Origin of the sequence: Corynebacterium faecale (genome assembly GCF_030408735.1) — a bacterium.
Taxonomy (GTDB): domain Bacteria; phylum Actinomycetota; class Actinomycetes; order Mycobacteriales; family Mycobacteriaceae; genus Corynebacterium; species Corynebacterium faecale.
Genome location: NZ_CP047204.1, coordinates 1,115,696 through 1,141,848, shown reverse-complemented (window position 1 = coordinate 1,141,848; position 26,153 = coordinate 1,115,696). Strand labels below are relative to the sequence as shown.

Sequence of the window (26,153 nt, the reverse complement as noted above, 5' to 3'; positions counted from 1 at the left end):
TTGACTGAGAAGACCACGGTCGTGGACTTCCAATGAGAAGCTGCAGTCACACACAGCCCCTCATTAGAGGGCGTGTTATTTCCGCGAATTGCCGGCGGGCCGCCTATCAGACGCTGCGCGCTCCCTGGAACTTGAAGTCCAGCTCTACGTCGTGATCAACCTCAAGCAGAAGCCCCCGATAGAATTTTTCCGCCTGCAGTTCAAGAAGTTCCCGGTTGCCGTCAATCAGTTCTTCGATCTTCTGCTCCGTCATGATCTGGGTGACCACAGCACCGGCATCGATATCATCAGTATTGAAACTGAGCCAACCTGTCCGCTCATCGACGGTCCTCATGGCAATATCCTCGTGGCCAATGAGTTTGAATTCAGGGATGACGATCTCATAGCGGTTGTCACGTGTCGGATTGATGTTGACTTCTTCACCCTCGAAACCGAGTTTGCTCTTGTAGCTGTACTCGATCAGGGCACTCTTCGTGCTTCCCCACCTCCGGCGGTCACCGAAGATCGTGCCGAAATTCTCCACCTCGTGAACCCCCTGAGTGCTGGCACTGATCAGCGACACTTCATTCTTGAGCTCCAAGGCTGAGATGACCTGTGAATCCCGGCTGCTATCAAAAGCTGAATCATCGTCATCGTTGACAAACATGAGCGTCACGCTCACGGTCACACCAATGGCCACAACGAGGACGATTAACCTGAGAAACCTTGGCAACGCCAGCATGATCCGCTGCTACCTGCTTTTCTGAAATGCGTGACACCCGTGGGTCAACGATGAGATGGATGGAGTGAAGAAGCCTCCATCCGTGATCATATCCACTACATTTGAGCCACACCAAGCTTGCCTGGCTGCGCGAGGCGCAATTACCTCAGGTAGAAGCCATTTTGGAGACCAACGTCACCTCCTCTACCACCCGACAGGGCGCAAAGGGATCAGGGTGTGAGGGGATCAGGGGCCACCGCTTTACTAACCCCCTTTGGAAGCGATAAACGCCTCCACCACCTCAGCTGATCTTCCTTCTTCACGGGCCAGATCCACCAGCTCCTCCAACTCACCGGTGGTGATCGCCCCACTCACCCAGTTCAGAATCTCACGATCAGAACGGACGAAAGCAGGTTTGCGGAATATCGGAACCACATTCTGCGGAAGATCATTCGCATTGCCGCAGCTCTCCGCATTGGAGGGATCACCAGCTGCCAGGTGCTCGGGAAGAGATGAAAGCAATGCCGCATAGGTACGGTCGCGCCATTCACCAGAATTCAAATCCGAGCCCCCCTGCTCACGCGCAGCGACGTACTCCTTGGTCAGTTCTTCTGCCAATACCGGATTCACAGTCTCCAGGAAGGCACCGGTACAACCCACCACCAGATCAACGGTGCCTTCATCAAGACCGCCGAAAGGAACATCGAGGAAATCCGGGTCAAGGCGCAGCACAGCAAAGCGTTGACGGTTATCAAAAACTGTTTCATAGAGCTTGCTCAACACCCACTGCTCCGCGGACTCAGGGTCCACAGCGATGTGAATGGTCTCCTGGGTATCCCTGATCTCAGGAACACCCGGTTCAAACCGGTCAGTGCCGGTGGCACCGCATGCGGTTATTCCAGCCGCCCCCACGACCGCAACCAGACCCAGAACCGCACACTTCAGACCCTTCCATCTCATAAGGAATTACAGTACCCCGTCCTCACAGAATGCTGATTAAATGCTTGGTCAAGAGATTATGCACGGTAAATTCAACCGATCGCGCTGGAGAGACCACACAGTACGCCTGAGGGGACCTAGATTTCTGGAATTCACGCTGGCCGCTTCATCAGCTGGAGAAGCGAGAAAGTTTATCAATTTAATCGCTTACCGTAGAGCTCATTGTCTGCCCCTATACCCACCCCCACCTGTGATCCAGCTGCCAAAAAGATGAAGGTTTAATTAGCCGACCAGTGTCCGGACCAATAGACTGTCACTAGGTTCCCTACCAATGTCGGTGAACTTCAAGTGAGCAACCTGTTTTGATTGGAAACGAATGAACAAGCCCAAGGTTATGACCGTGTACGGCACCAGGCCGGAAGCGATTAAAGTCGCACCGCTGATCTCTGCACTTCAGGATGACGATCGATTCGTATCAATCGCCGTCTCCACTGGCCAGCATAAGGAAATGCTTGAGCAGGTGAACAAGATGTTCGGCATCCAACCTGCACATGACCTCGGGCTCATGAAACCAGGCCAGTCCCTCAATGAAATCATCTCCCGTGCAGTTGCTGGTCTGGATGGCATCATCCTGGCCGAAGAGCCTGACGTCATCGTTTCCCAGGGCGATACCTCAACCGCCATGGCAGCTGCCCTGGCAGGTTTCCAGCGCGGAGTAACCGTTGTCCACCTTGAAGCAGGCCTGCGCACCGGCAACATCCAGTCGCCATTCCCCGAAGAAGCTAATCGACGCATCATCGGCCAGGTCGCATCCCTGCACTTGGCTCCCACTTCAGAATCCAAGGCAAATCTCCTGCGGGAGGCGTTCAACCCTGACAGCGTAGTTGTGACTGGCAATACCGTCATCGACGCACTGCTCCAGGCAGCCAGCTGGGACACAGAATTCACGTCACCGATCCTCGCGGAAGCCGCAGCCAGTGAAAACCGAATGGTTCTTGTGACAACCCACCGCCGTGAGAATCTCGAAGACATGACCGAAATCGGTAAAGCAATCAATGACTTGGCTCAGGAATATCCTGACATCAATTTCGTTTTGCCGCTGCATTTGAACCCAAAGGTCCGTCAGGCAGTGTCTCCCCATGTCGAGGCAAATGACAACGTGATCATCACTGATCCACTCCCCTACGATGAATTCACCAAACTTATGGCCCGCGCGGAGATCGTGCTCACCGACTCTGGCGGCGTGCAGGAAGAAGCGCCTAGCCTCGGTAAACCAGTTCTGGTCATGCGTGAGAACACCGAGCGCCCAGAAGCAGTCACAGCCGGCACCGTCTTGCTGATCGGCACCGACCGACAGCGCATCATCGATGAAACAAAGAAGCTTCTCGACGACAAGTCTGCATATACTGCAATGGCTAACGCTGTGAACCCTTATGGGGATGGCCGGGCAGCGGAACGCGCGGTAGCTGCGATTGCGGAGCTGACTGGAGTGGGCGAGCGTATTGCAGAGTTCAAACCAGAACATTAAATTCTCTCAACTATGTACCTGAGTGGGGATGTCGCCAAACAGCAGGTATTAGGTCCTGTTGCGAAAGTCGGGGTCGGCGTGGTGGCTGGAAATGAGGGCACGCCTCGGTGTAGTGAGGAGGGTACGAACTCACCACACCGAACACAGGAGGCCTCATCTCCCCCCTAAACGCTGAGACTCGTCAACGACCTCACCGATACTCAATGTACCCCCCTAGCACCGCCGCTACCAGCCTCTTCCCGGTACGGTCGACCACGACGTTACGGTCTGCGGGACCTCATCAACGGCATCCGATGTCGCATCAGGGTGGGAGGACGTGCCCTCCCACTACGGTTCCTGGTGGCGGGTTTATGCGCTACTCCACTCCTTTCGACTATCCGGCATCTGGGCACAGATTGAAGTCGCCCTGCAGGTCCAGGCCGATGGACAAGTGAATATTCGCCCCTATGAGAGCCACCTGTTCGTGGACTCGACCACCAGCGGCCGCATATCCATGCAGCCTGGGCACGGTGAGATTCCTCCGAGCGTCTCGACGGCGAACCGTGCGCTCGTCAAGTTTTTGAGACAGCTTGATTGATTTTTCTTCTTACGCTGCTGCTAACCCATACTGCTGCTGATACGAGGCCTAAGCATTAGCCGGCGACAGCCCCTTATTATTACTATGCGGGCGGCACAGGTTGTGACCTGCACCTCGATATAATCCATCACCGCGGTCCTGGCCGACAGATGATTCTTAAAGTCGTAATGGTGATACATTTCGGTCTTTAGGTGAGAGAAGAAATTCTCCGCCACTGCGTTATCCCAGCACACCCCGGTCACTCCCATCGACTGGGTGATCTTGTTGCCCGCACACCACGTCTGAAACTCCCCGGAGGTGTATTGGGCGGATTCAATCGGTCGTCGCAACACCGGGTCTTTCGACTGATTGTAACTGTTCTGCAAACACCTCGGCTGGGGTTCTCCAGCCGAGAACTTTCCTCGGCCTGCTATTGAGCGTGTACGCCACCGCGGCGAGCTCCTCAACGCCCCACCTCGATAAATAAGTTCCTTTGGGAAAGTACTGGCGCAACAGCCCGTTGGTATTCTCGTTCGTGGGACGCTGCCAGGGGGAATGAGGATCAGCGAAATACACCTTAGTCCCAGTCTCGAACGTGAATCTGGGATGCTCCGCCAATTCGGTGCCCCGATCCCACGTCAGCGTCTTGCGCAGTTTCTGGTGAACCTTGCCCAGTGATCGAGTCAGTCCATCAGCCATCGCGACCGCACCGTGACCAGCCAAAGCAGGCCCATTATTTATACGCTCCTGCTGCCCATACCCCTCAAGTCGTGGCAGGTGCACCAACAGCACTCAAGCGGCTCTTGCGCTCAACCAATGTGCCGATCGCAGACTGGTGTGTGCCGATGATGAGATCGCCTTCCCAGTGGCCAGGTGCCGCGCGATCCGCTGCCTCGGCGGGACGCTGAGAGATCACGACATCATCTGTGACGTGGCCTTGCGGTTTGTTGCGCGAACGCTGTCGTGGTTTCCTTAAGACTCGACCGGTACGTAGACACGCAACCAACTCGCGCTTGAGCGCGCCACGTCCTTCGATAAACAGTGACTGGTAGATCGCTTCATGACTAATCCGCATGGCGCCATCATCAGGGAAATCAAGCTTGAGACGGTGGGAGATCTGTTCCGGGCTCCAGCGTGGCCACCCATTGACGGTCCGCTCGGCGTGGCTTGTTTCGTCCCTTCCACTCCGGTGCGGCGGGCCCATCCATCACGGTTCCATCGGGCATTTTCACGTTGCCCTCAAGGCGTTGTTGCACATAGTCACGTAACGCAGGGTTGGCCACCAGTTTTGCTTGTTTGGGCCGCCGGGCGGCATTCTCGGCTTTCCACTGCGCCACTGATGCCCGGTATTCCACCTGCCCGGCACGGGTGGCGGCGTTACGCCGCAGCTCCCGGGAAATAGTCCCGGGATCGCGCCCGAGCCTTCGGGCGATGTCTCGGACCCCGATGCGTTGAATGTTTAACAGTGCGATCTCTTCACGCTCGGCAAAGCACAGATACCGACCAGCAGGTGGGGAAAGATTCATGGGAGCCATACCTCCAGCTTGGCGGAACCACCGGGGCCCGACTGGCGCCGACACACCAACAGCAACCGCGGCGTCATCACTGGAAACCCCGTCAGCGATCTTCTTCCAGAATTCCCGCTCGACCTCACGTCGCGGGGCCGGGCGTCCAGGAGAACGCATCGGATGCCGCACCGCTTGATCCGCATCGGTTTGACGACGTACCATCACACACCTCCATCACATCAAGGTGTTGCGACGACCAGTTGAATTCGCCTTGCGATCCTCTATCGGAGTGAAAAATCGCGCCTTCAGGATGGAGACGGCCATGATCATGGGCCATAGCCAGCGCGTTGATCACCAACGGTGTGCGCATATTAGCCCGGATTCTTCACGGGAAGTCCGTTGACAGGGCTGCTGAGCTGTCCGCAACCGGCTTTCCGGTCACGGTATGACGAACTGTCCCGGGTGCTCGGGACGGCGTCGGTGCAGGGCGGCTTTCTTAACGTCGTAGTGGACAAGGGCAGCAGGAACAGGAAACAGTGCCAAGGGGGTCAACAGCTGTGTCAGGACGGTGCCCGGTGCTGTTGGTGTCCCAGCACCGTGCGCAGCAACGACTGCCAGGGGGCGGCCCGATCCACCCGCAAGATCAGTCGGCGGGCATGCCGGGTGATCACTGCGGCGATGCTGATGTCCGGGCCCGAATCGTTTTTGGTTCCCATCCCCACCACCGATGCCCATGCCCGTGACCAGCAATGCTGTCGATCAGGCCGGTGTAGACGATGAGGTTATGCGCCAGCATCACCGACAAGATCCACGCCTGGTTCATTCCGAACCCATGATGCGGAAGTTTGGATAATCCCAGGTCTTTGAGGTTCTTGATGCGTTGCTCGCACCGGCCCCGGCGACTGTAGGCCCGGTCCAGGCGCTGGGGCTGGCCAGTCAGGTTGGTCACAAACAATCGCACGCGGCGCCCGTCGACATCCGTGATCGTCAACTGTGCGCCGCTGGCGGGGTGCTCGGCTTTCATGATCACCCGCATCCCGGCCGGGTAGTTGTCCAGGTTGATGCCGATCTTGGGTGGGCGCTGCGGCGCCCAGGTCTGGATGCGTCCGGTGATATCGGCGATGAACCCGGTGGCCAGTGTCGCAGGTGCCCCGTCCGGGCGCAGAATATGGGACTTCGCCGCCTTGCCCGTGGTGGAAGCGATAATGCCGATCGCATCGCTGCCGCGAAACCCCATCAGGTAACCATGCCCCAGGGACTCAATGTGCTCGATGAGTCCTTTCGTCCCGCCGCCGGCGTCACTGCGGATGAGCAACCTCCTGCCCCAGGGCTGACCGTCCGCGTGATCCGGCAATGAGGCCAGGGCTGCGTCGAGGACGTCGAGGTGATCGGCGACGGTGTTGGCCCCGGCTTTGCCGGTGCGTAGCTTGATGGACAGTACTTCCCCGCCGTGGTCGTCACCGAGGTCGATAAAGGCGCACAGCGGGTGGAAACCGAAGTGTTTCTTCCACGTCGCAGACGCCAGTTCCTTGTCCGAATGCGCGGTGATTTCGGTGGCATCCAGGTCGATGACCAGGGGATTATCGACTGTGGCCCGTGTGGCCGGGTTGCGGGGGCCGAGCTTGTTCCATGCCCGGGTGCGGATGGTTTTCATCGCCGCCGTCAACGGTGAGCGTGCGTTGTTGCCGAGGTCGGCGAGTTCTTGGTGGCGGCGGTGGATCGTGGAATCTGACGGCACCTGGGTGATCAGCCCGGTGGACACCAACGGGTCGAGCAGGTTGATGTCGCTGACGTCGTCAGCGCCGAGGATCAACGCCAGTGCCAGTGAGGTCATGGTGGAGCCGACAGTGTGGGTCAGGTTCGGGCTCTGCTGGCCGGTCAACGCGTCGTCGATGGTGTCGGTGACGGCGAGGTGGGTGGCGGTGCGGGCGAAGGCTAATAATCCGGCGTTCGAGCAGATCTGGCGTGGGGATGGAGCCCCGATGGTGATGGTGGTAGTCTTCACCTTGAAGGTGACCTTTCTGACTGGTGATTTGTAGCGTGGTAACTCCAAATTTTACCTGGTCAGGGGGTCACTTCTTCTATTGGCGGGCCCGTGTCCACCGGTCACCGTGAAAAACCCGGGTTAGGTCATGAACCAAGGGTGGGGCACGGGCCCGACCACCTGGGGTGAATGCGATCGTGTTTTCGAGTGCGTACCCGCCCGGGGCCCTGTCGACTGGCTAGTGACGGGCGTGCAGTGGGATGGCAGGTTTTGCGTGCTCTTTCGGCGGGAAACCAGCCGCTGATCCGGCCGGAATGTGTTGCTCAACCGGCCTACAAAGAGTTGATCACACACAGGGGAGCCACTGACCGGGTCGACCAGCGTCATCGTCGGCCCGGACCAGTCGACCTCCACGGTTTGCGCGGCCTTGTGCCCCACCCGCGACGCGGCCCCGGTGACCAGCACATGGCGCTGATAGGTCCGGCAGAACCGGTCGTAGCCCATCGCCGCGGCGCCGGCGGCGGCGCAGTCGTCGGCGTACTCGCCGTGCAGCAGCTTCAGTGTCACCCCGACCCGGGCCAGTTCCCGGTGAACCTTCTCCCAGTCCGGTTGGGCGAAGACACTATGGTGCTGGCCCCGGCCGGGAAACAGCAGCTCATACACCTCGCCCTCGGGGCGGTCGGCGACGTCGTCCCACCCGACGCTGGCGGCGTCGGCGGCTTCCAACACCGCGGTAATGCTCTTTCGGGACATGCCCTGTGAGGCGGCGATTGCGCGTCCGGACAGCCCTTCTGCGCGGAGCTGGAGTATCAGCTTCGCTCTGATCCTTCGTACCATGGTTGCGTGCTCCTTCCGCCGCGTGCCCTATACACACGGCGGTAGGAGCCTAAGCGTGGTGGCCCCCAAGCGCATCACGAGTGGCCCCGAAGCCTACGAATGCATCCTCAGCCCGCCGGCCCCCGGACACGCGATCGACGGACCCCAGTAAAGCGAATATTCATACTTGTCGATCAGGCCGCGGGATTGGCCACCGTCGTTCTCTTCCGGTGCATCCCGCGGGCGACACCACGAATACCGGTAATTCTCATCAAACGTTCGACCTGGCCACGACCAATAATCATGCCGTCACGGATGGCGGTCTTCCAGAGTTTGCGCCGGCCATAGACCTTGCGTGTGTTGGGTCGGTATCAGGATCGGGCACCGTCCTGACGTTTGCTGTTGAACCCTTGGCACTGTTTTCTGTTTCTGACGTCCTGTATTCGCCCCGGCCGTGAGAAAGCTGCCTCATATCAACGCCTTCCGAGCGTTCAGGGCAGTTATTCATGCGGTGACCTGGAAGCCGGTTGTGGACATGTCAGCGGCCCTCCCGACGGCCTTCTCATGAAGAATCCGGGCTAAAACTCCTGAATACTCACACTGCGTAAGTTCACATGGCCGGCTTCAGTTTCGTTTCGGATTATTCTGACGCTTGAACAAAGGAAGCCATCAGGAAGAGCCACTGAGAGTCTCGCAACGTGGTTCCCCTTTTTAAAATCTGCTGGCTTAAAGTGACCGATTTCAGGATCCTTTGATTTCGATATTCCACGTACCCTAAGGTCGTCAATGGCCTGATTTTCAGTGGTGTTCTCGAATTTGAAGCTGATGCGGTATGAATCTTTTCGAACGCCGCTGTCCGCTTCATATTCGATAGCTATAGAGAACTGCTGCTGAGGTTCATGAAATTCAAATTTCGTAGAATCATCCACTGAGATGGAATTGTCGGAGAGTTGAATTATCGAGGGGTACCGCATAAGCGGGGCAAGACCGGGGAAGGCGGACTCAATCTGTTCGCTAGTGGCATTTTCCAACTCCGAGTTAACTTCCGCGATCCGCTGTAGGCTGGTGTCCTGTTTGTAGAGAGTGTCTTGATTGTTGGATCTAGTCCAGAAAAAATCGAGCCCACGTGAATCAAGAATCACTGGATTGCCGCGGTCAGCAACCATGTGACTGTAGCCTGAACCTTTGGCAGGGCTTAAGAATTGAGTTTCATCGATTTTCTTATTAATTTCCGCCATTCCAATGGCGAGCAGTGGTTTGTGGATCAAACTCGGCCTCTTAAATTGTGAGCCATCCCATATAGCGGTGATTCCGCTGCCGAAGCTCACGATCATCTGTACAAATGCATCGTCAACATACTTTGAAAGGTGGTTAAAGAAGTTGACACTTACCAGATCGTCGTCGTCGAGGCGATACGTTGCAAATACTTCACCGGTCTCGATGGTATTCTTGGCTTTGTCGAACCAGTTAACGGCAGGTGTTTCTGGAGGCAGTTCATCTAGAATTATAAAGTCATATTTTTTTCCAGCATCAATCAGGTCTTTTTTATATTGCTGAGGAAGGTTGGAGGAGAAAGATACTACGTGTTTGAGGTCGTGATTTGCAGCGGCCTGCGCCAAGAGTGGGAGGGAGGTTTCTAGAAAGATTTTTTTCCTGAAATCTAGGCGCTCTGTAGAGTACAAATATTCGGCATACTCCTCATTTGATACGGCTTGTCTACTTGCTTTCCAGGTATTTTTTCCGGGGGTAAATAAGCTGAATCTAGTGTGTCCAATAAATTTTGCCATTTTCTCACTTTTCCTGTCGGCGTAATGAATTTTTAGGGAGACCTTGATAATACTGCAATTTGTCGGCGCCGTGGCCTTACTAACCCGGATTCTTCACGGGAAGTCCGTTGACAGGGCTGCTGAGCTGTCCGCAACCGGCTTTCCGGTCACGGTATGACGAACTGTCCCGGGTGCTCGGGACGGCGTCGGTGCAGGGCGGCTTTCTTAACGTCGTAGTGGACAAGGGCAGCAGGAACAGGAAACAGTGCCAAGGGGGTCAACAGCTGTGTCAGGACGGTGCCCGGTGCTGTTGGTGTCCCAGCACCGTGCGCAGCAACGACTGCCAGGGGGCGGCCCGATCCACCCGCAAGATCAGTCGGCGGGCATGCCGGGTGATCACTGCGGCGATGCTGATGTCCGGGCCCGAATCGTTTTTGGTTCCCATCCCCACCACCGATGCCCATGCCCGTGACCAGCAATGCTGTCGATCAGGCCGGTGTAGACGATGAGGTTATGCGCCAGCATCACCGACAAGATCCACGCCTGGTTCATTCCGAACCCATGATGCGGAAGTTTGGATAATCCCAGGTCTTTGAGGTTCTTGATGCGTTGCTCGCACCGGCCCCGGCGACTGTAGGCCCGGTCCAGGCGCTGGGGCTGGCCAGTCAGGTTGGTCACAAACAATCGCACGCGGCGCCCGTCGACATCCGTGATCGTCAACTGTGCGCCGCTGGCGGGGTGCTCGGCTTTCATGATCACCCGCATCCCGGCCGGGTAGTTGTCCAGGTTGATGCCGATCTTGGGTGGGCGCTGCGGCGCCCAGGTCTGGATGCGTCCGGTGATATCGGCGATGAACCCGGTGGCCAGTGTCGCAGGTGCCCCGTCCGGGCGCAGAATATGGGACTTCGCCGCCTTGCCCGTGGTGGAAGCGATAATGCCGATCGCATCGCTGCCGCGAAACCCCATCAGGTAACCATGCCCCAGGGACTCAATGTGCTCGATGAGTCCTTTCGTCCCGCCGCCGGCGTCACTGCGGATGAGCAACCTCCTGCCCCAGGGCTGACCGTCCGCGTGATCCGGCAATGAGGCCAGGGCTGCGTCGAGGACGTCGAGGTGATCGGCGACGGTGTTGGCCCCGGCTTTGCCGGTGCGTAGCTTGATGGACAGTACTTCCCCGCCGTGGTCGTCACCGAGGTCGATAAAGGCGCACAGCGGGTGGAAACCGAAGTGTTTCTTCCACGTCGCAGACGCCAGTTCCTTGTCCGAATGCGCGGTGATTTCGGTGGCATCCAGGTCGATGACCAGGGGATTATCGACTGTGGCCCGTGTGGCCGGGTTGCGGGGGCCGAGCTTGTTCCATGCCCGGGTGCGGATGGTTTTCATCGCCGCCGTCAACGGTGAGCGTGCGTTGTTGCCGAGGTCGGCGAGTTCTTGGTGGCGGCGGTGGATCGTGGAATCTGACGGCACCTGGGTGATCAGCCCGGTGGACACCAACGGGTCGAGCAGGTTGATGTCGCTGACGTCGTCAGCGCCGAGGATCAACGCCAGTGCCAGTGAGGTCATGGTGGAGCCGACAGTGTGGGTCAGGTTCGGGCTCTGCTGGCCGGTCAACGCGTCGTCGATGGTGTCGGTGACGGCGAGGTGGGTGGCGGTGCGGGCGAAGGCTAATAATCCGGCGTTCGAGCAGATCTGGCGTGGGGATGGAGCCCCGATGGTGATGGTGGTAGTCTTCACCTTGAAGGTGACCTTTCTGACTGGTGATTTGTAGCGTGGTAACTCCAAATTTTACCTGGTCAGGGGGTCACTTCTTCTATTGGCGGGCCCGTGTCCACCGGTCACCGTGAAAAACCCGGGTTAGGTCATGAACCAAGGGTGGGGCACGGGCCCGACCACCATGCGTGTGGCTAAATCGATCACAGTGGCCAGATATAGCCACCCGGAGCCAGTCTTGAGGTAGGTGATGTCACCAACAAGCCTGGTCCCAGGCACGGTCGCGGTAAAGTCTCGTTTTCCGTGGCTGTCGATCATATGATTTTTAATATGCTCAGTCCGGGCTGCTGGGTCGTTGACCGTGGTGTTCTTCCAGGCACGCATCGCCCCTGGCACGTAGTTCTAATTCGTTCATAATTGATCCCACGGTCCCGGTAGAAACGTTGACACCTCGTTGGTTGAGCAGCGTGGTCAGCTGATCCCTGCCAGCCATGTGGTTACTGTTTTCAAACTCCTGGGCGACCTCGTGCTTGAGCTTTAAATGCCTTGTGGCTGTGGGAGTCAGTCCGGTGGGGTTGGCCCACCGGTAATATGATGCTCTGGATACACCCAGCCGCCTGCACATCCATGTAATGGGAAAGACGGCCTTCTCTTGCTCGATGAACGCTGAGAGATCCTCTACAGGTGCTTCGGCTTCCAAAGAAGGCGCTGGCTTTTCCCAGAAACTCGTTTTCTCGTTTCAACGCAGCGTTTTCTGCCTGCAGGGCCTTGTATTTCGCCCATTCAACCGGGCCTGGTTCATCCACACCGGCATCTGGGTGCTCGGCCTTCCAGGTTCTTACCCACGCGCCCAGTGTTCCTTCTTTGATACCCAACTCGCTTGCCACTTCCTTGATGGAGCGTCCTGATGAGACGACGAGTTGCACAGCTCCTGCTTTGAACTCTTCGGTGAAGATACGGCGATTCGACATGGCACTAATTCTCCTAGGAGACTGCTGAATAATTCGGTGGGTTTCGGTCGTGTCCATTAGCGTGGTGTATCTGTAACTGCCGGTGAGGGACCCCATGAACACATGAGGCGACCACCGCAGTACCTTTCGAATCAACTCTTACCTATCCTCGAAAGGGAACCCACGATGGCCGCTGGCCCCTATTCTATCGACCCGACCACCTATCTCGACGAATTACTCGCCCAAGCATCCCCGGATCTCATGCGAGAGATGCTCCAGGGCTTCATCAACCAGATCCTGTCCACCCAGGCTGACCAGGTCTGCGGCGCTGATTACGCCACCGTCTCCCAGGACCGGGTTAACACCCGCAACGAGTACCGCCATAGGGACTTCGACACCAGAGTCGGCACCGTCGACGTCGCGGTCCCGAAACTACGCACCGGCTCCTTCTTTCCTGACTGGTTACTGGAACGACGCACCCGTGCTGAACGGGCCCTGACCACCGTCATCGCCACCTGCTACCTCAAGGGCGTGTCCACCCGGCGGATGAACGACCTGGTCGCCACCCTAGGCATCAACAACCTGTCGAAATCCCAGGTATCGGACATGGCCAAAGATCTCGACGTCATGGTCGAAGATTTCCGCACCCGCCCACTTGATACCGGCCCCTACCTCTACGTTTCCTGTGACGCGCTGACCATGAAAGTCCGTGAAGGCGGCCGGGTGGTGAAAACCTCTGTCCTGCTGGCTACTGGCGTGAATTCGGAAGGGTACCGGGAGTTATTGGGCATGCAGGTCGCCACAGCCGAGTCTGTAGCATCGTGGACTTAGGTTCTTCCGGGACCTCAAGGCCCGAGGGCTCAACGAGGTCTATTTGGTGACCAGTGATGCGCATCTGGGGATCCAGCACGCCATCGGTGAGGTCCTGCCGAATGCCTCGTGGCAACGGTGTCGCACGCACTTTTCCAAGAACCTGTACGGGATGGTGCCGAAAACGCAGTGGCCGACCTTGTCGGCGATGTTCCACACTATTTTCCAGCAGCCGGATGCGGCATCGGTGTGGGCTCAGGCCAGGGATGTGGTGGAGTTCTGTCAGCAGAAGTTCCCGGATGTGGCCGATTACCTGGAAGAAGCTCTTGATGAGCTGCTAGCGTTCACGAACGCGCCCAAGGTTGTGTGGACCAAGGTCTGGTCGAACAACCCCACCGAGCGGTTGAACCGGGAGATTCGCCGGCGCACCGATGTCGTCGGGATCTTCCCCAACCGGGACGCTGTCGTGCGCCTGGTCGGTGCTGTCCTGGCAGAACAGCATGATGATTGGATCCAGCAGAAACGGTACATGTCATTGACGAGCCTGGAGCAGACCAGGGTGATGATGACGGCGAACATTATCGATGCGGACGACGCTGCTGCGTCTGAGATCACGCGAAGGGACGTGGCATGAGCCAGTGCCGGCATTTAGCTCGTGATGGTCCTTGAGGTCGTTATGCTGCTTGTTTTATCGAAAGGGCAGATACACCACTCGCGCGGACTTGACCGCTTTTAGGTCAGACTCGCCCAACTCCACGCCGCGATCATCCGCTTTGTGACCTGTCACCCGTACTGTGGTCGCACCCCATCTAGCAAAATACTACTAAAAATAACTCCCTAAAGCCCTTGCCGCTGCGTCGATATTACCCTCACGGAGACCCTTATTTACCTGATAGATTACTCTTTCTCTATTAGATAGTCGCACCTGGGTATTCTTTAGATGTCCACTAAAAGAAATTTGTGAGTTTACAGGTTTCTCTACACGCTCTTTAAGTAACTCTAGATTTTCTGTAAAACCTTTAGTGCGACTCAGATCTTGACCAAGAGCATCTAGATCTAGATCGATAGGCTCCCGGTGCCCCTTGTAACGCCCTTGTAGATAATTAAGAGTGTCATATTTAAGATCCTTAGCTTGCTTAATATGTTCAAAAACCCCGCTACCTCCACGATGACGACTAAGTGCCCAATATTGTGTATTCACGGAGCCCTGAAGCAGAAGAAGCGTATGGAATGCTGATCCTTCTATCCCAACGACGACTTCGGCTGACGACAATTCATTAAGCTGCTCAGAAAGAGAATGTAGTTCTGGAGCAAAGGGCTCAAAACCATTCTCTCTCATCAATTCTAACAATCGTTTTTCGCCATCACCTGCTAGTTGAGCCCCCTCTTCTTGAAGCTCAGCTCTGCTCAGAAATATTCTCTTTCCTGGGATAATAGGAGAGGGTGGAATCGCCCCAACAACTTCTGCGAAATCAGGAGAGACGTAGTCACCTAGACCTATTCCCGGGAATGGAAAAATAACTTCCTCTGCATATGAGTGCTGAGTTAGAAAGTACATTTCATTGCGGATACCTAGCGAGTCAAAAACCGACTGGGCGTATTTCGGCAGGACCGCAGTATCCCAAAGAACGGGTATCTGGGGGTTCTGCATAGCGAACCAGATTCGCGACAGGCCCTCAGTCAAGAAGTGACCCCACCCGCGATGAGGAAGTCCCAAGTAGATTATCGGAGACGGTAGTTTAATCTCAATTTTATCTGGTGGCTCAGGAAATAAAAATTGTTGACGTCCTAGAGTAAACTCTACACATTCCGCTATTTCTTCACCATCCTCCCAAGCGCCTGTGTAGCCTGAAGTGCAAAATCCTCCACCAGTCTTTTTAGCCACTAACATTGTGGGACTGAGGGTTACCTTGCGCCTAATCGAATATTTCAGTTCGTCGGTAACTGTATATACGTCTTTTGGCACCCCCCCTCTTAGGGAACTCGGGAGGATCGCCAAGGACGAGGTGAGTGGCTTGCCACGTCTAGCCCGTTTTGAATCAAAAGAATAATAGACAACCTGATATTTGTCGTCGTCCGAAAAGCTAAGGACAAGTGAAACCTTCTTCTCAGCTGGAATAAGGTACTCGGCAATGATCTTTCCTCGAAGCGTGCGCACGAGGGCATAACAGTCCACTCGTATATCTCGCGAACTAGGGTCAAGAACATAAACTTCATCGATTTCGGATTGCGAAATTCGGTGCCCCTTTGCAATGTCAGTCCATTTCTCACCAACGAGGGTCTGTATTTTGATGGAGAAATGTGACAACTGAGGGAATGGTGTTAGGTCAATTTGCTGTGAGCTCGTAGGCTGGAGTCCAAGGAAAGCCACGAATTTTCTGCCTTTGTGGTCAAAAACTGCTGCTCGGAGTACCGTATCATCTCCTATCCCGTGCAATGCAACGTTCAAGACTGCTTGATTTCGGTCAAGAGAAAATTCTGCTCTCTGTTTTTGATGAGAGTCGGGAGGAAATTTTTCTAGCTGTAGTGAAGCTGGTGATTTCATACGAGAATCCTTATTTTTAGAATTTGAATGTCTGAGGAGGAAAATATTTAACCCACGCGCTATCCTTCTTATTTTTCTTAGAGACTTTGCAGCAGGTAGTTGCCGTAGCCGGACTTCTTCAAGCCCTCACCCAGCTCCACCAGCTGATCAGTGGTGATAAACCCAGCCCGATGTGCCGCCACCTCAGGAGAGCCGATGATATTACCGGTACGTTTTTGCAGCACCTCCACATAAGAAGATGCCTCCGACATGGAATCAATGGTGCCGGTATCCAGCCAGACATCGCCACGATCCAGGCGCTGCACGGTCAGTGCACCGGCGTTGAGGTAAGCCTCGTTCACGGAGGTGATTTCCAGCTCGCCACGTTCTGATGGCTTGATCGACTTGGCGATCTCCACTACGCGGTTGTCATAGAAGTACAGACCCACCACCGCGAAATTAGACTTCGGGACGGCTGGTTTCTCCTCGATGGACACCGCGCGGTTATCCTCATCGAATTCGACCACACCGTAGCGCTCCGGATCGGAGACCTCATAGGCGAATACGATCCCACCGTCTGGATCGGCACAGGCTTTCAAGGCGCGGCCGAGCTGGGCGCCGTCGAAGATATTATCGCCAAGCACCAACGCCACATCGTCATCACCAATGAAGTCCTCACCGATGATGAACGCCTGCGCCAGACCATCCGGAGACGGCTGCACCGCGTAGGTCAGCTCAATGCCCCACGCCGAGCCATCCCCTAAGAGCCGTTCGAAGGAATCGCGGTCCTCCGGGGTGGTGATGATGAGGATCTCGCGGATACCCGCCTGGATCAGTGTGGTCAGGGGATAGTAAACCATCGGCTTGTCATAAATCGGCATCAACTGCTTGGAGATGCCCTTGGTGATCGGATACAACCGGGTACCGGATCCACCGGCCAAAATGATGCCCTTCATTTACAGCTCCTCAAGGTAATCGCTTAGACGTGAGCGCCAATCCGGCGCCTCAAACCCCGTGGCGGCCAACTTGGATAGATCCAGCACCGAGTTCAGCGGACGCGGTGCGGCCTCAGGCTTATCAGCGAAGTACTCCGCCGTGGACACACCGGTCACTTGTGATGCATCACGGAATACCTCCCGGGCAATATCTGCCCAGGACGCAGGATCGCCCGAGTTGCTGAGGTTATAGGTGCCATACTCAGCACCGGACTCCAGCAGGTGCTTGATGCCTGCGGCGATATCCTGGGTGAAGCTCAGGCGGCCTATTTGATCATCCACCACCGATGGGGCGATACCGCGCTGATCAAGCGAGGCCATGGTTTTGACGAAGTTATTGCCATCACCGATCACCCAACTCGTGCGCACCACATAATGCCTCTGCGCGGTGGCAGCGGCGATATCACCAGCGGCCTTGGACTGGCCATACACACCAAGGGGCGAGAAGGCGACCTGCTCGTCATAGGACTGAGCTGTTCCGTCGAAGACATAATCAGAGGACACGTGCACCAAGGTGAGGTTATTCTCCCGGGCCACCGTGGCGAGGTTTCCCACCGCGGTGGCGTTAACAGCCCAGGCGGTGGCGCGATCAGATTCGGCCGTGTCCACGGCCGTGTAGGCGGCGGCGTTGATGATCGCGGAATATTGCTTCCACGGACGTGCGGTGGTCAGATCAGCGGTGATATCCAGCTCTTCGCGGGTGACAAACTCAGCCGTGGGGAACGCCGTGCGCAGCGCGGTGCCCAATTGACCGGCGGCACCGGTGACCAGCACCTTGCGGGAGGGGAGCGGGGTGGCGTCGATAAGCGCGGGGTGGTTCTTGTCCTTGTCGGAGATTTCGGTGATCGGCAGGGGCCAGTCGATCATGTCGAGGTTGACGTTGGAGTAGGTGGCGTTGGGGGACCAGTGATCATTGACCAGGTAGGTATAGAGCGTGTTGTTTTCCAGTGCCTGGAAACCATTGGCCACACCGCGCGGTACGTACACGCCGACATCAGGGGTGATCGTGGTGGTGACCACCTCACCGAAGGTGGGGGAGCCTTCGCGGAGATCGCACCACGCGCCGAACACGGCGCCGGTGCCCACGGAGACGAACTTATCCCAGGGCTCGGCGTGCAGACCGCGGGTGGTGCCAGCGGTGGCGTTGAAGCTCATGTTGTTTTGCACAGGCCCGAAATCCGGCAGGCCCATGCTGGTCATCTTATTGCGCTGCCAGTTTTCCTTGAACCAGCCGCGGTTATCGCCGTGTACCGGGAAATCAAAGATGAACAGACCGTCAATGTCGGTTTCGCGGAAGGTGAGGTCTTTGTTGAATGAGGTCATGGTTTATTGGCCCTGCTTGGCGTAGGTAGCTTCAACCTGGTCCTTGGTGGGCTTCCACCAGTCCTGATTCTGCGTGTACCACGCGATGGTCTGCTCCAGGCCTGCGCGCATGCCGGTATCGGTGTCGGTGTACTTCGGCTGCCAGCCAAGCTCCGTGCGCAGCTTGGTGGAATCCATGGCATAACGCAGATCATGGCCCGGGCGATCAGCCACGTGCTCATAGGCATCTGGGCCAAGGCCCATGAGCTCACAGATCATGGAGATCACGGCCTTGTTGTTCACGTGATCATTGTCCGCGCCGATGATATAGGTCTCGCCCAAGGTGCCCTCACGCAGGATGAGGTGGACGGCATCATTGTGGTCATCCACGTGGATCCAGTCACGGACCTGCTCACCCGTGCCGTACAGCTTCGGGGTGAAGCCGGAGAGGATATTGGTGATCTGGCGCGGAATGAACTTCTCGATGTGCTGGTACGCGCCATAATTATTCGAGCAGTTGGAGATGGTCGCCTTGATGCCAAAAGACCGGATCCAGGCATGCACCAGGTGATCAGAGCCGGCCTTGGTGGCGGAATACGGCGACGATGGCTTATACGCGGTGGTCTCGGTGAAACGGTTGGGATCATCTAATTCCAGATCACCGAAGACCTCATCGGTGGAGACATGATGCAGGCGCTTGCCGTGCTTGCGGATCGCCTCCAGGATGACAAAGGTGCCCACCACGTTGGTCTGCACGAACGGGGAGGGATCATTGAGCGAGTTGTCATTGTGCGACTCGGCGGCGAAGTGCACCGTGATGTCGTGGTCGGCCACAAGCTTATCGACGAGCCCCTCATCACAGATATCACCCACGACGAGCTTGACCCGATCGGCGGGGAGACCTGCGAGGTTCTCGGCGTTGCCGGCGTAGGTCAGCTTGTCCAACACCGTGATCTGGGTGTACTCGGGGTGCTGTTCAATGGTCTGGCGTACGAAGTTCGCACCGATAAAACCGGCGCCACCGGTCACAAGCAAAGAAGTCATGAATAGGAATGTTACATCAAGTTCAGAAGGATACTCGACGAATCTCAAAAACATAGCTGACCAGGTTAGATCACACTCCAAAAGTCTAGCTTTTAGCTGCGTAAAAGCCGCAATATTTCCTGTGCGCGAAATCCCGAGACGCCGGATGCATAGCGTACAGGCAATGCAGGCCAGCCAAGACCCTATCTGCCTGCTTTTAAGTGGCCCCCAGTAACCGCCATTAGCTTTTCTTGCTAGAGGCGCAATTAGATCACGCACCGAGGAGTCGGGAGTTCCCTTCTCTGTGCTAAAAATTGCTTCAATTTTTGTCTGGCAAACACTAGTACTGCGTCGTGACTAATGGTCTTGGTTAAGCCTCGATCAACCGATGTGGCCTCGGTAACGAGCTGATTCTGACTCCGGTTGGGTCGGGAGTTTTCGGGTAGGGGCGCTCCCCAGATCACGTCGTCGTCTGGTTGTTCCACGAATTGTTGTCATCTTGGCAGCCGATACATCAGCTGGGCGGTCAGGCTGCGGCCGCTGCCGGCGGGCCGTGGGCGTGATCGAACAACCTTGACCACTGGGATTCCCACCGCCAGCTGTCGGGTAGGTGCAGAACCAGCCGCCGAGACCGGCGAGCGATCCGGGCCGGGACGGCGACCAGTTTCCGGCGGATTGTCGCGGTGGTCGCCTTGTCCAGCCGGGTACCAGCGATGGTCCCGGCAGCGCGGGTGAGGTTGAAGGCCATGACCGCACACACCAGCCAGGCCGCGTTCGCTGTGAATACACCTGACGGCATATGCGCCAGGGCGCTGTTTTTCAGGTCCGCGTTGACCTGTTCAATGATCGCGTGTTGTCGGTGGGTTTTATCCGCGGCAACGGTATCGAGGATGTCTGGGTCGGCGGTAGTGAACACCGCATGAAACCGGTGTAAATCAAACAGTCCCGGCTGGTCGATGTCTTTCTTATTCAGCTCAGGTATGCGGCGAACAACCAGCCGACCGGGGATGTGGTCGGTTTTCTTCCGTGAGGTAAACGCGGTAAAGGGGATCTCAGCGACGTCGGCGGAGGAGATCCAGCGTTGGGTGCCCTCGTCGAACACGGCGTCGGTGTACTCAATGGTTTCCCAGGACGTGTCCGGAATCTGGGTGATCGCCTGTGTTGCCAAATGGGGTGAAATGGTACTGAAATTCCGGAGTGTGCTCTATCACGACCTTATGCACACATGTATCACCAACCCTATGCACACATGTATCACCAACCCTATGCACACATGTATCACCAACCCTATGCACACCACACCTGCACTTTTTCGGCTCTAAAAAAAGGACTCAGCAGCCCACGGATCACGCTGGGAATTCACGACAATGGGCAGATGCCGAAACCGCTCCCACCAGCACTCCGCCGGAAAATCATCAACTTCGACCCCACAGCCCCAGAATCACCGCCGATCACCCAATTCTGCCGTGACCTGGGGATCTCCAGACGGGTCTACTACACCATCCGCCAACGCTTCCACGAAGAAGCATCAGCAGCCCTCCACCCACACAGCAGCGCACCACACACCCTCCACCGCCGCTTTGATGAAGCAACCACCCGCGAACTGATCCGGCTGCGTAACAAGCTCAAAGCAGACGGCTGGGACTATGGACCCATTTCAATTCGCTATGAAGCCATCGAACAATCCAGCATGCTCGACAACCTACCCTCCACCGCCACCATCGCCCGGCTGCTACGAGCCGCCGGAGTGGTGGAAACAAACCCAAAGAAGCGACCGAAGAAGACCCTGATCCGATTCCAACGAGCGTGCGCGATGGAAATGTGGCAACTCGATGCCTTCGAATTTCGCCTCTACAACCTTGATGCCACCGAAATCTGCATCTACCAGCTTGTTGATGATGCCACCCGTTTCGACGTCGGAACACAGTGTTACCCCAGGCCGGAGAACTCTGTGGATGCCGTCACCGTGGTCCGTGGTGCCATCGAAGAATACGGAGTGCCACAGGAGTTGCTCTCGGATAATTCCTCCGCCTTCAACCAGCTCCGCCAAGGAAGCATCGGCGCGCTGGAAGCCTTCCTGGCCAGCAAGGGATGTCTTGCTATTAGTGGTCGCCCCGCTCATCCCCAGACCCAAGGAAAAAACGAGCGCAGCCACAGTACCCTGCTGAAATACCTGCGCGTTCACCAGCCTTCCACCCTGGAAGAAACGGCACTGCGCATTGAGATGTTTCGCAAGCATTACAACACTAAACGCCCCCACCAGGGTTTACCCGGTCATTTGACCCCATTTCAAGCCTGGGAAATGATTGATCACGCCCCAGCAACTGAGCCCCTTGATCCCTCGGTATTGGCTCAACGAGTCCAGCGATATCGTCGTAGGAAAGAAGCCCAAACCGATATCTACCGCCAACCAGACACCGGACTGGTTGAGGCTCGTGCGGTGATTGATGACCCTGAATCAGACGGCCCTGCGCCGGATCCGGACACCATCAAAATCACCAAAGAAAACTCCATTGTCTTCTACCAGGGCATGCGCATCGGCGTGCCCAGAACCCTTGCGGGCAGGTTGTTCTACCGGACTATCACCGCTGATGAATTATGCCTGTGGGACCACCACACCGGCGAGCTGGTGTTGATGATTCCGTTGCCGGTGGTGGCCATGACCCAGTCAAGGAGGTTCATTAATTCCTACAAGATCAAAGGTGTCTATCTCGCGGAGCCGTCAACGACGTGGACGAAACGGCATGCCCAGTTCTGGGAAACCCTCGACAACATCGATTGATCGTCAGGCCTGGGATTGAGGTTGAAGTCCTAGATCCCATTCCCAGCAGGTCCCACCCCTTGGTACTGATGTGCTCAAGGTAGTGATGTTGAGTGTGCATAACCTAGTGATACTGACTGTGCACAAGGTGATGACACTTCACACCACGATCCCCGGAATCCCGGTACCCCAAAACCCCATTTGGCACTGTGTGACATTCGAGGTCATCCTGGTCGTTACGGACACCTCCACACCTGCCTTGATCGCGGCACTGATACTCGGATATCCATAGTATGCAGAATCCGCGCGTAGAAGGATCTTCTGGTTGTCCATCCCCGGCAAACGCCGGGTGGTGGCCACCGCATCGCCGATCAGGCGCTTGGCACCACGAGGCGACCTGCATGATCCTTTCCGCAATCGTTGGCCCACGATCACCGGGGCAGAATTCGGGGTGGTGACTGTGGCCAGCAGGGCGTTGAGTCCACGTATCCCTCAAGTAACCGAAGCCGGCACCTTGTTTCTTATATCCGTGGACTTCGATGATCGTGTCGTCAACATCGACGAAGATGTAACCATCGGTGGCGGGAACCAGATTCGGGGTCTGTGCTGCCAGGCCGGTCAGGAATCGGGAGGCGACGGCATCAAATTGGCGCACGTGCCCGAAAGCATATGACCGGAGGAATGATCCCAGGGTCGACGGTGCGTAGATCTGGTTAAAGATCGTGCTCATCCCACCGTGACGCAGTATATCCATATCGGCGATGGAATCAGCGCCAGCAACCATACCGGCGATCAGGGTCGTGATTTTGGCACCTGGGTTAGCACCTTTGTCGGTTGATACTGTTAACCGGTCCTCGGCCAGGGCTGTCAGGCCTGCGGTGTCGGCAAGGCGCATGATCGGAACCAGCCCTGCGGTAGAGATGAGGTTGGGGTCGTCGAAGGAAACTGACAAAGCGTTTCGGGTGTGAGATACTTGCACCTTGGAGATGCTCTTTCTTGATGTGGAATACGGACCTTAGATAAGTCGTATTATCCCATGTCGGAAGGGCATTTTCTTTATTCCCACGCCGTTGGAAACTGAACTACATCGGTGGATCCAGGTTAAGGGATAATAACACTAGCGGGCCCCTCCCCTACCACCCGCTACAAGCGAGGTAGTGATGGCACGAGCAAAATCCCGACCAGTAACTCTCAGCGACACCGAACGGGACTGGCTGACCACCAGAGTCCGCACCGGCACCTTTCCCGCCCAACAGGTACGCCGGGCACGTATCCTGCTGGAGCTTGACCAAGACCACCCCGACAGGCTGAGCCGCGGGGAACCGGTCCCGACCCAAGTGAAAGTAGCCGAACTAGCCGGAGTGCACGTCGATACCGTGGTCAAAGTCTCCAAGGCCTACGCCGACCGGGACGGTGACGTAGAAGAAACCGTCACCCGGAAAAAGCGCCTGACCCCGCCAGTCGAACCGAAGGTCACCGGCGAGGTCGAAGCCCGCCTGATCGCTTTGGCGTGTAGTAATCCACCGGAAGGACACGCCCAGTGGAGTCTGCGACTGCTGGAAAAACATATCTTGCTCACCGAAGGGATCCCGCCGTTGGATCATTCGACCATCGGACGGGTGTTAAAAAACGAAACTTCAACCCCACCTGAAGGAGTACTGGGCGATCCCACCGAAAGCCAACGGCGAGTTCGTGGCCAGGATGGAAGATGTCCTCGATGTCTACGCCAGGGCATATAACCCGCAGGCCCCGGTGGTGTGCATGGATGAAAAGCCCTACCAGCTACTGAACTACACCCGCCAGGCCATCGACGTGAAGCCTGGCCGGACCCGCAAAGAGGACTACGAATACTCCCGCAAAGGAGTGTGCTCCATCTTCGTGTGGGCCGAGCCTTTGGCCGGGCGGCGTCGGGTCCATGCCCGGCCGCGACGCACCCGGGTGGACTGGGCCCACGAAATCGAGACACTGCTCACGGTAGATTACCCCGATGCGGACAAGATCGTGCTGGTCATGGACAACCTCAACACTCATACTGTGGGCTCACTCTATGAAGCATTCCCCGCCGCCAAGGCCCGGGATATGGCCAATCGGTTGGAGATCCACTACACCCCCAAGCATGGTTCCTGGCTCAATATCGCAGAGATCGAACTCTCGGCCCTGTCACGTCAGTGCCTGTCCCGCCGGATACCTGACCTTGACACCCTCAACCAGGAACTACGGCCTTGGCAGGACACCGTAAACGCTGAGAAGCGGGTCGTGAACTGGCAGTTCACCACCGACGATGCCCGGATCAAACTCCGTCATCTATATCCAGAAAATTAGTCACGACGCAGTACTAGGGCACTCTCATTTTTCATCAACAATATGCTGTAGCGCTATTCAGAGAAGCCTGTTAGAGATATGGTCCAATCAATTTCTACTGATACTCCGGAGAATTCAAATTGCAAGCAATCAGCCTCTACTGCCTCTCCCGGCTTCGGAAACTTCCAACCTTGGACACTAGGTTGAGTTTCTCCGCGATACTTTTCTATCGAGAGAACTTCAGCTCCCGACAATCCCATCTCACAAACTTTCACCCCTGAGTCCCTCAGACGCAGCTCTACAGTCGATCCAACCACTTGACTTACCAGTTCAGAGCCAAAGTGCCAAAGAATCGTATAACTATGCTCTTTTTCGGACAAAATCCGGTCTTGCACTATTATCGGACGCCCCAGCTTCGAATCCGAAGATGCTTGCACCCGCCGAGTCCAGTCGACTCCTTCGAACCTTAGTGTGCGACCTGTGACATCAAGACAGTCTTCGCTGCTTCCAGTATCACTAAGAGATGTCAAGTGAGCCTTCTGCCTGTCAGTTCGGGGCAGACCAGCTCCATCAACTAGGAGCGTATTGTGCGAAAAACTGGAATGAGCGTATTTGGTGAAGGGGTGGTCTCGTTCGTATCCATGAGTCCCAGATTCGGTAATTAACTCGTGCCCATTAGCGTAGATATACAAACTTAGCTCATCAGAGTGCTTATGGTAGTCCGAATTATATGCAGCGTGAAAAAATACATAGGTGTCTAACTCACCAGTCCAACCCGTGCGACAAATTCCATAACCACTGCTTTCAGCAACGAACACTTTCTTTGTAGGCAAGCGACCTTCATCCCCGCCGGTAACTGCGCCCAGTAGCCAGCCGTTACCAAAAGTTCTAATGGCATCTCGTTTAGAAATAGGTCTGACTAGAGTGTCACTGATAGGAGGGAAATGACCACCAGGGGTCAACGAAAATGCCGCATACTCATCCGCGTGGTCGAAGACTGACCGCAGGGAACCAAAAAAATTGCCCTTCCCTAAAGATTCCGCATAATCCAATACTGACCTCACATGCCTGGAAATCGCCATATGGTAGTAGGGATTATTCTCATTGTGAATGCCGTCTGCGGTATAACAAGAGACAAAATAGGCGGCCAACCGAGCTAAAGCGAAATCCTCAAGCGCTCGCGATTGAGTTTCACAATGACCATAAGAAAGGGCGAATAGAATCGCCATATTCTGAAACATGCCGTGATTATTGACCCCTGCGTAGAATTCAGGAGTGGAAAGCAGCACGAGGTCTCTTTTAATAATCGCATCGACGGCTTTCCTCGTCTCTTTGCTCAAAACAGGTTGAAGGGTATGCAATGCGAAACTTAGGTTCATCACACGCTGAGCTGTGGTTTCATCGTGAAAAACCATAGTCTTGGGATCTTTGGATTTTTCCAGCCATCGATTGAATAACCTGTCAAAGCTTGAGGACAAGATCAATCGGTCGGCTTCATTAAGCTCAGAGAATGCGGAGGCCCATATTGGAAGAAAGAACCAGCCATGAGTTTTCCTCCCTGCACTTCTCGACTGCGAACTTTCCCACAGGGCTCCATCTGCATAGGGAACGTGTTCTTTCGATGAGAAATAGAGATTATCGCTTTTCAAGAAGTCTTTAAACAGATTTTTGGCCCCATACGGCGACGGCATGGTCGGCAGAAAATTCTGCGCTAACTTCTGTTGAGCTGAATAATTCATGTGACAACTCTTTTCATGTTTAGGATAATCTCTTAAAATAGATAGATATACATAAGTCTATCCTATCTCGATCGGAAAACAGCTTCGGCAATCCGTTTAGAAAATCGGACCAACCCAGATCTCATGTCCATTAGGTGTCGGTTACTAACTTTTGTGTTTCGGAATATCTGGCATCAGATTCTCTGTTCTGAGCATACAATGTCAAGATGCCAGGGATGTTTGTGTCTTCAAAAACAATCAA

The 26,153-nt window shown here is 55.9% G+C and carries 16 protein-coding genes and 7 pseudogenes; 5 read left to right on the top strand and 18 right to left on the bottom strand.

Annotated features, from left to right (window positions below; all coding sequences use genetic code 11):
* Window positions 1-106: 106 nt before the first annotated feature.
* Together CFAEC_RS05300 and CFAEC_RS05295 are read right to left on the bottom strand one after the other, a co-directional pair.
* Entirely contained in the window at window positions 107-679 is a 573-nt protein-coding gene (locus CFAEC_RS05300; protein ID WP_290279447.1) for a DUF4230 domain-containing protein, read from the bottom strand.
* A gap of 285 nt (window positions 680-964) precedes the next feature.
* Complete coding sequence (locus CFAEC_RS05295) at window positions 965-1,660, bottom strand: hypothetical protein (protein WP_290279445.1); 696 nt, start codon at window positions 1,658-1,660, stop codon at window positions 965-967.
* Window positions 1,661-2,015: 355 nt separating this feature from the next.
* On the opposite strand from CFAEC_RS05295, the gene wecB reads away from it, so the two are divergent.
* The gene (gene wecB / locus CFAEC_RS05290; protein ID WP_290279443.1) at window positions 2,016-3,167 is read left to right on the top strand and encodes a non-hydrolyzing UDP-N-acetylglucosamine 2-epimerase; all 1,152 of its coding nucleotides are present in this window, start codon (window positions 2,016-2,018) and stop codon (window positions 3,165-3,167) included.
* A 625-nt stretch (window positions 3,168-3,792) separates the two neighbouring features.
* On the opposite strand, the pseudogene CFAEC_RS05285 reads toward wecB, so the two are convergent.
* From CFAEC_RS05285 to CFAEC_RS05245, 9 genes and pseudogenes are all read right to left on the bottom strand, one after another.
* Window positions 3,793-4,049 (bottom strand): annotated as a pseudogene (locus CFAEC_RS05285) (IS3 family transposase); the annotation flags it as partial.
* A 7-nt stretch (window positions 4,050-4,056) separates the two neighbouring features.
* Window positions 4,057-5,453 (bottom strand): annotated as a pseudogene (locus tag CFAEC_RS05280) (IS30 family transposase).
* A gap of 445 nt (window positions 5,454-5,898) precedes the next feature.
* Complete coding sequence (locus CFAEC_RS05275) at window positions 5,899-7,236, bottom strand: IS1380 family transposase (RefSeq protein WP_290279440.1); 1,338 nt, start codon at window positions 7,234-7,236, stop codon at window positions 5,899-5,901.
* A 303-nt stretch (window positions 7,237-7,539) separates the two neighbouring features.
* Window positions 7,540-8,052: pseudogene (locus tag CFAEC_RS05270) on the bottom strand (IS21 family transposase); the annotation flags it as partial.
* A 173-nt stretch (window positions 8,053-8,225) separates the two neighbouring features.
* Window positions 8,226-8,375: pseudogene (locus CFAEC_RS05265) on the bottom strand (IS3 family transposase); the annotation flags it as partial.
* A 234-nt stretch (window positions 8,376-8,609) separates the two neighbouring features.
* A complete protein-coding gene (locus CFAEC_RS05260; protein ID WP_290279441.1) occupies window positions 8,610-9,818 on the bottom strand; it encodes a glycosyltransferase in 1,209 nt (402 codons plus the stop codon).
* A 375-nt stretch (window positions 9,819-10,193) separates the two neighbouring features.
* On the bottom strand, window positions 10,194-11,531 hold the full coding sequence (locus tag CFAEC_RS05255; RefSeq protein ID WP_290279440.1) for an IS1380 family transposase: 1,338 nt from the start codon (window positions 11,529-11,531) through the stop codon (window positions 10,194-10,196).
* A gap of 310 nt (window positions 11,532-11,841) precedes the next feature.
* Entirely contained in the window at window positions 11,842-12,000 is a 159-nt protein-coding gene (locus CFAEC_RS14325; RefSeq protein ID WP_435384261.1) for a hypothetical protein, read from the bottom strand.
* 13 nt (window positions 12,001-12,013) lie between these two features.
* On the bottom strand, window positions 12,014-12,478 hold the full coding sequence (locus CFAEC_RS05245) for a transposase (RefSeq protein WP_290279438.1): 465 nt from the start codon (window positions 12,476-12,478) through the stop codon (window positions 12,014-12,016).
* Between the two features lie 165 nt (window positions 12,479-12,643).
* On the opposite strand from CFAEC_RS05245, the pseudogene CFAEC_RS05240 reads away from it, so the two are divergent.
* Window positions 12,644-13,901: pseudogene (locus CFAEC_RS05240) on the top strand (IS256 family transposase).
* A gap of 189 nt (window positions 13,902-14,090) precedes the next feature.
* Here CFAEC_RS05240 and CFAEC_RS05235 read toward each other — a convergent pair.
* From CFAEC_RS05235 to CFAEC_RS05215, 5 genes and pseudogenes are all read right to left on the bottom strand, one after another.
* Window positions 14,091-15,812: a glycosyltransferase family 61 protein gene (locus tag CFAEC_RS05235; RefSeq protein ID WP_290279436.1), complete on the bottom strand. Its 1,722-nt coding sequence runs from the start codon at window positions 15,810-15,812 to the stop codon at window positions 14,091-14,093.
* Window positions 15,813-15,889: 77 nt separating this feature from the next.
* Complete coding sequence (rfbA, locus tag CFAEC_RS05230) at window positions 15,890-16,747, bottom strand: glucose-1-phosphate thymidylyltransferase RfbA (protein ID WP_290279435.1); 858 nt, start codon at window positions 16,745-16,747, stop codon at window positions 15,890-15,892.
* The gene (locus CFAEC_RS05225; RefSeq protein ID WP_290279434.1) at window positions 16,748-18,109 is read right to left on the bottom strand and encodes a sugar nucleotide-binding protein; all 1,362 of its coding nucleotides are present in this window, start codon (window positions 18,107-18,109) and stop codon (window positions 16,748-16,750) included.
* 3 nt (window positions 18,110-18,112) lie between these two features.
* On the bottom strand, window positions 18,113-19,132 hold the full coding sequence (gene rfbB, locus CFAEC_RS05220) for a dTDP-glucose 4,6-dehydratase (RefSeq protein ID WP_290279432.1): 1,020 nt from the start codon (window positions 19,130-19,132) through the stop codon (window positions 18,113-18,115).
* A 505-nt stretch (window positions 19,133-19,637) separates the two neighbouring features.
* A pseudogene (locus CFAEC_RS05215) lies at window positions 19,638-20,270 on the bottom strand (transposase); the annotation flags it as partial.
* Between the two features lie 216 nt (window positions 20,271-20,486).
* On the opposite strand from CFAEC_RS05215, the gene CFAEC_RS05210 reads away from it, so the two are divergent.
* Window positions 20,487-21,893 carry an integrase core domain-containing protein gene (locus CFAEC_RS05210; RefSeq protein WP_290279431.1) on the top strand — a complete coding sequence of 469 codons (1,407 nt, stop codon included), beginning with the start codon at window positions 20,487-20,489 and terminating at the stop codon, window positions 21,891-21,893.
* Between the two features lie 192 nt (window positions 21,894-22,085).
* Here the strand turns inward: CFAEC_RS05210 and CFAEC_RS05205 are convergent.
* Window positions 22,086-22,851, bottom strand: a pseudogene (locus tag CFAEC_RS05205) (IS1380 family transposase); the annotation flags it as partial.
* Between the two features lie 181 nt (window positions 22,852-23,032).
* Between CFAEC_RS05205 and CFAEC_RS05200 the strand changes: the two are divergent.
* Together CFAEC_RS05200 and CFAEC_RS05195 are read left to right on the top strand one after the other, a co-directional pair.
* On the top strand, window positions 23,033-23,611 hold the full coding sequence (locus tag CFAEC_RS05200; RefSeq protein WP_290279429.1) for a helix-turn-helix domain-containing protein: 579 nt from the start codon (window positions 23,033-23,035) through the stop codon (window positions 23,609-23,611).
* The gene (locus CFAEC_RS05195) at window positions 23,520-24,194 is read left to right on the top strand and encodes an IS630 family transposase (RefSeq protein ID WP_353960125.1); all 675 of its coding nucleotides are present in this window, start codon (window positions 23,520-23,522) and stop codon (window positions 24,192-24,194) included. The genes CFAEC_RS05200 and CFAEC_RS05195 overlap by 92 nt, the downstream gene beginning before the upstream one ends.
* A 53-nt stretch (window positions 24,195-24,247) precedes the next feature.
* Here the strand turns inward: CFAEC_RS05195 and CFAEC_RS05190 are convergent, their stop codons facing one another.
* A complete protein-coding gene (locus CFAEC_RS05190) occupies window positions 24,248-25,912 on the bottom strand; it encodes a heparinase II/III domain-containing protein (RefSeq protein ID WP_290279427.1) in 1,665 nt (554 codons plus the stop codon).
* Window positions 25,913-26,153: the final 241 nt, after the last annotated feature.

Bases quoted from the DNA above. Each gene is read 5' to 3' on its own strand.
- CFAEC_RS05190 (WP_290279427.1), bottom strand. From the start codon at position 25,912: ATGAATTATTCAGCTCAACAGAAGTTAGCGCAGAATTTTCTGCCGACC.
- CFAEC_RS05260 (WP_290279441.1), bottom strand. From the start codon at position 9,818: ATGGCAAAATTTATTGGACACACTAGATTCAGCTTATTTACCCCCGGA.
- CFAEC_RS05235 (WP_290279436.1), bottom strand. From the start codon at position 15,812: ATGAAATCACCAGCTTCACTACAGCTAGAAAAATTTCCTCCCGACTCT.
- CFAEC_RS05295 (WP_290279445.1), bottom strand. From the start codon at position 1,660: ATGAGATGGAAGGGTCTGAAGTGTGCGGTTCTGGGTCTGGTTGCGGTC.
- rfbA (WP_290279435.1), bottom strand. From the start codon at position 16,747: ATGAAGGGCATCATTTTGGCCGGTGGATCCGGTACCCGGTTGTATCCG.
- CFAEC_RS05245 (WP_290279438.1), bottom strand. From the start codon at position 12,478: ATGTCGAATCGCCGTATCTTCACCGAAGAGTTCAAAGCAGGAGCTGTG.
- CFAEC_RS05225 (WP_290279434.1), bottom strand. From the start codon at position 18,109: ATGACCTCATTCAACAAAGACCTCACCTTCCGCGAAACCGACATTGAC.
- CFAEC_RS05210 (WP_290279431.1), top strand. From the start codon at position 20,487: ATGCCGAAACCGCTCCCACCAGCACTCCGCCGGAAAATCATCAACTTC.
- rfbB (WP_290279432.1), bottom strand. From the start codon at position 19,132: ATGACTTCTTTGCTTGTGACCGGTGGCGCCGGTTTTATCGGTGCGAAC.
- wecB (WP_290279443.1), top strand. From the start codon at position 2,016: ATGAACAAGCCCAAGGTTATGACCGTGTACGGCACCAGGCCGGAAGCG.
- CFAEC_RS14325 (WP_435384261.1), bottom strand. From the start codon at position 12,000: ATGGCTGGCAGGGATCAGCTGACCACGCTGCTCAACCAACGAGGTGTC.
- CFAEC_RS05200 (WP_290279429.1), top strand. From the start codon at position 23,033: ATGGCACGAGCAAAATCCCGACCAGTAACTCTCAGCGACACCGAACGG.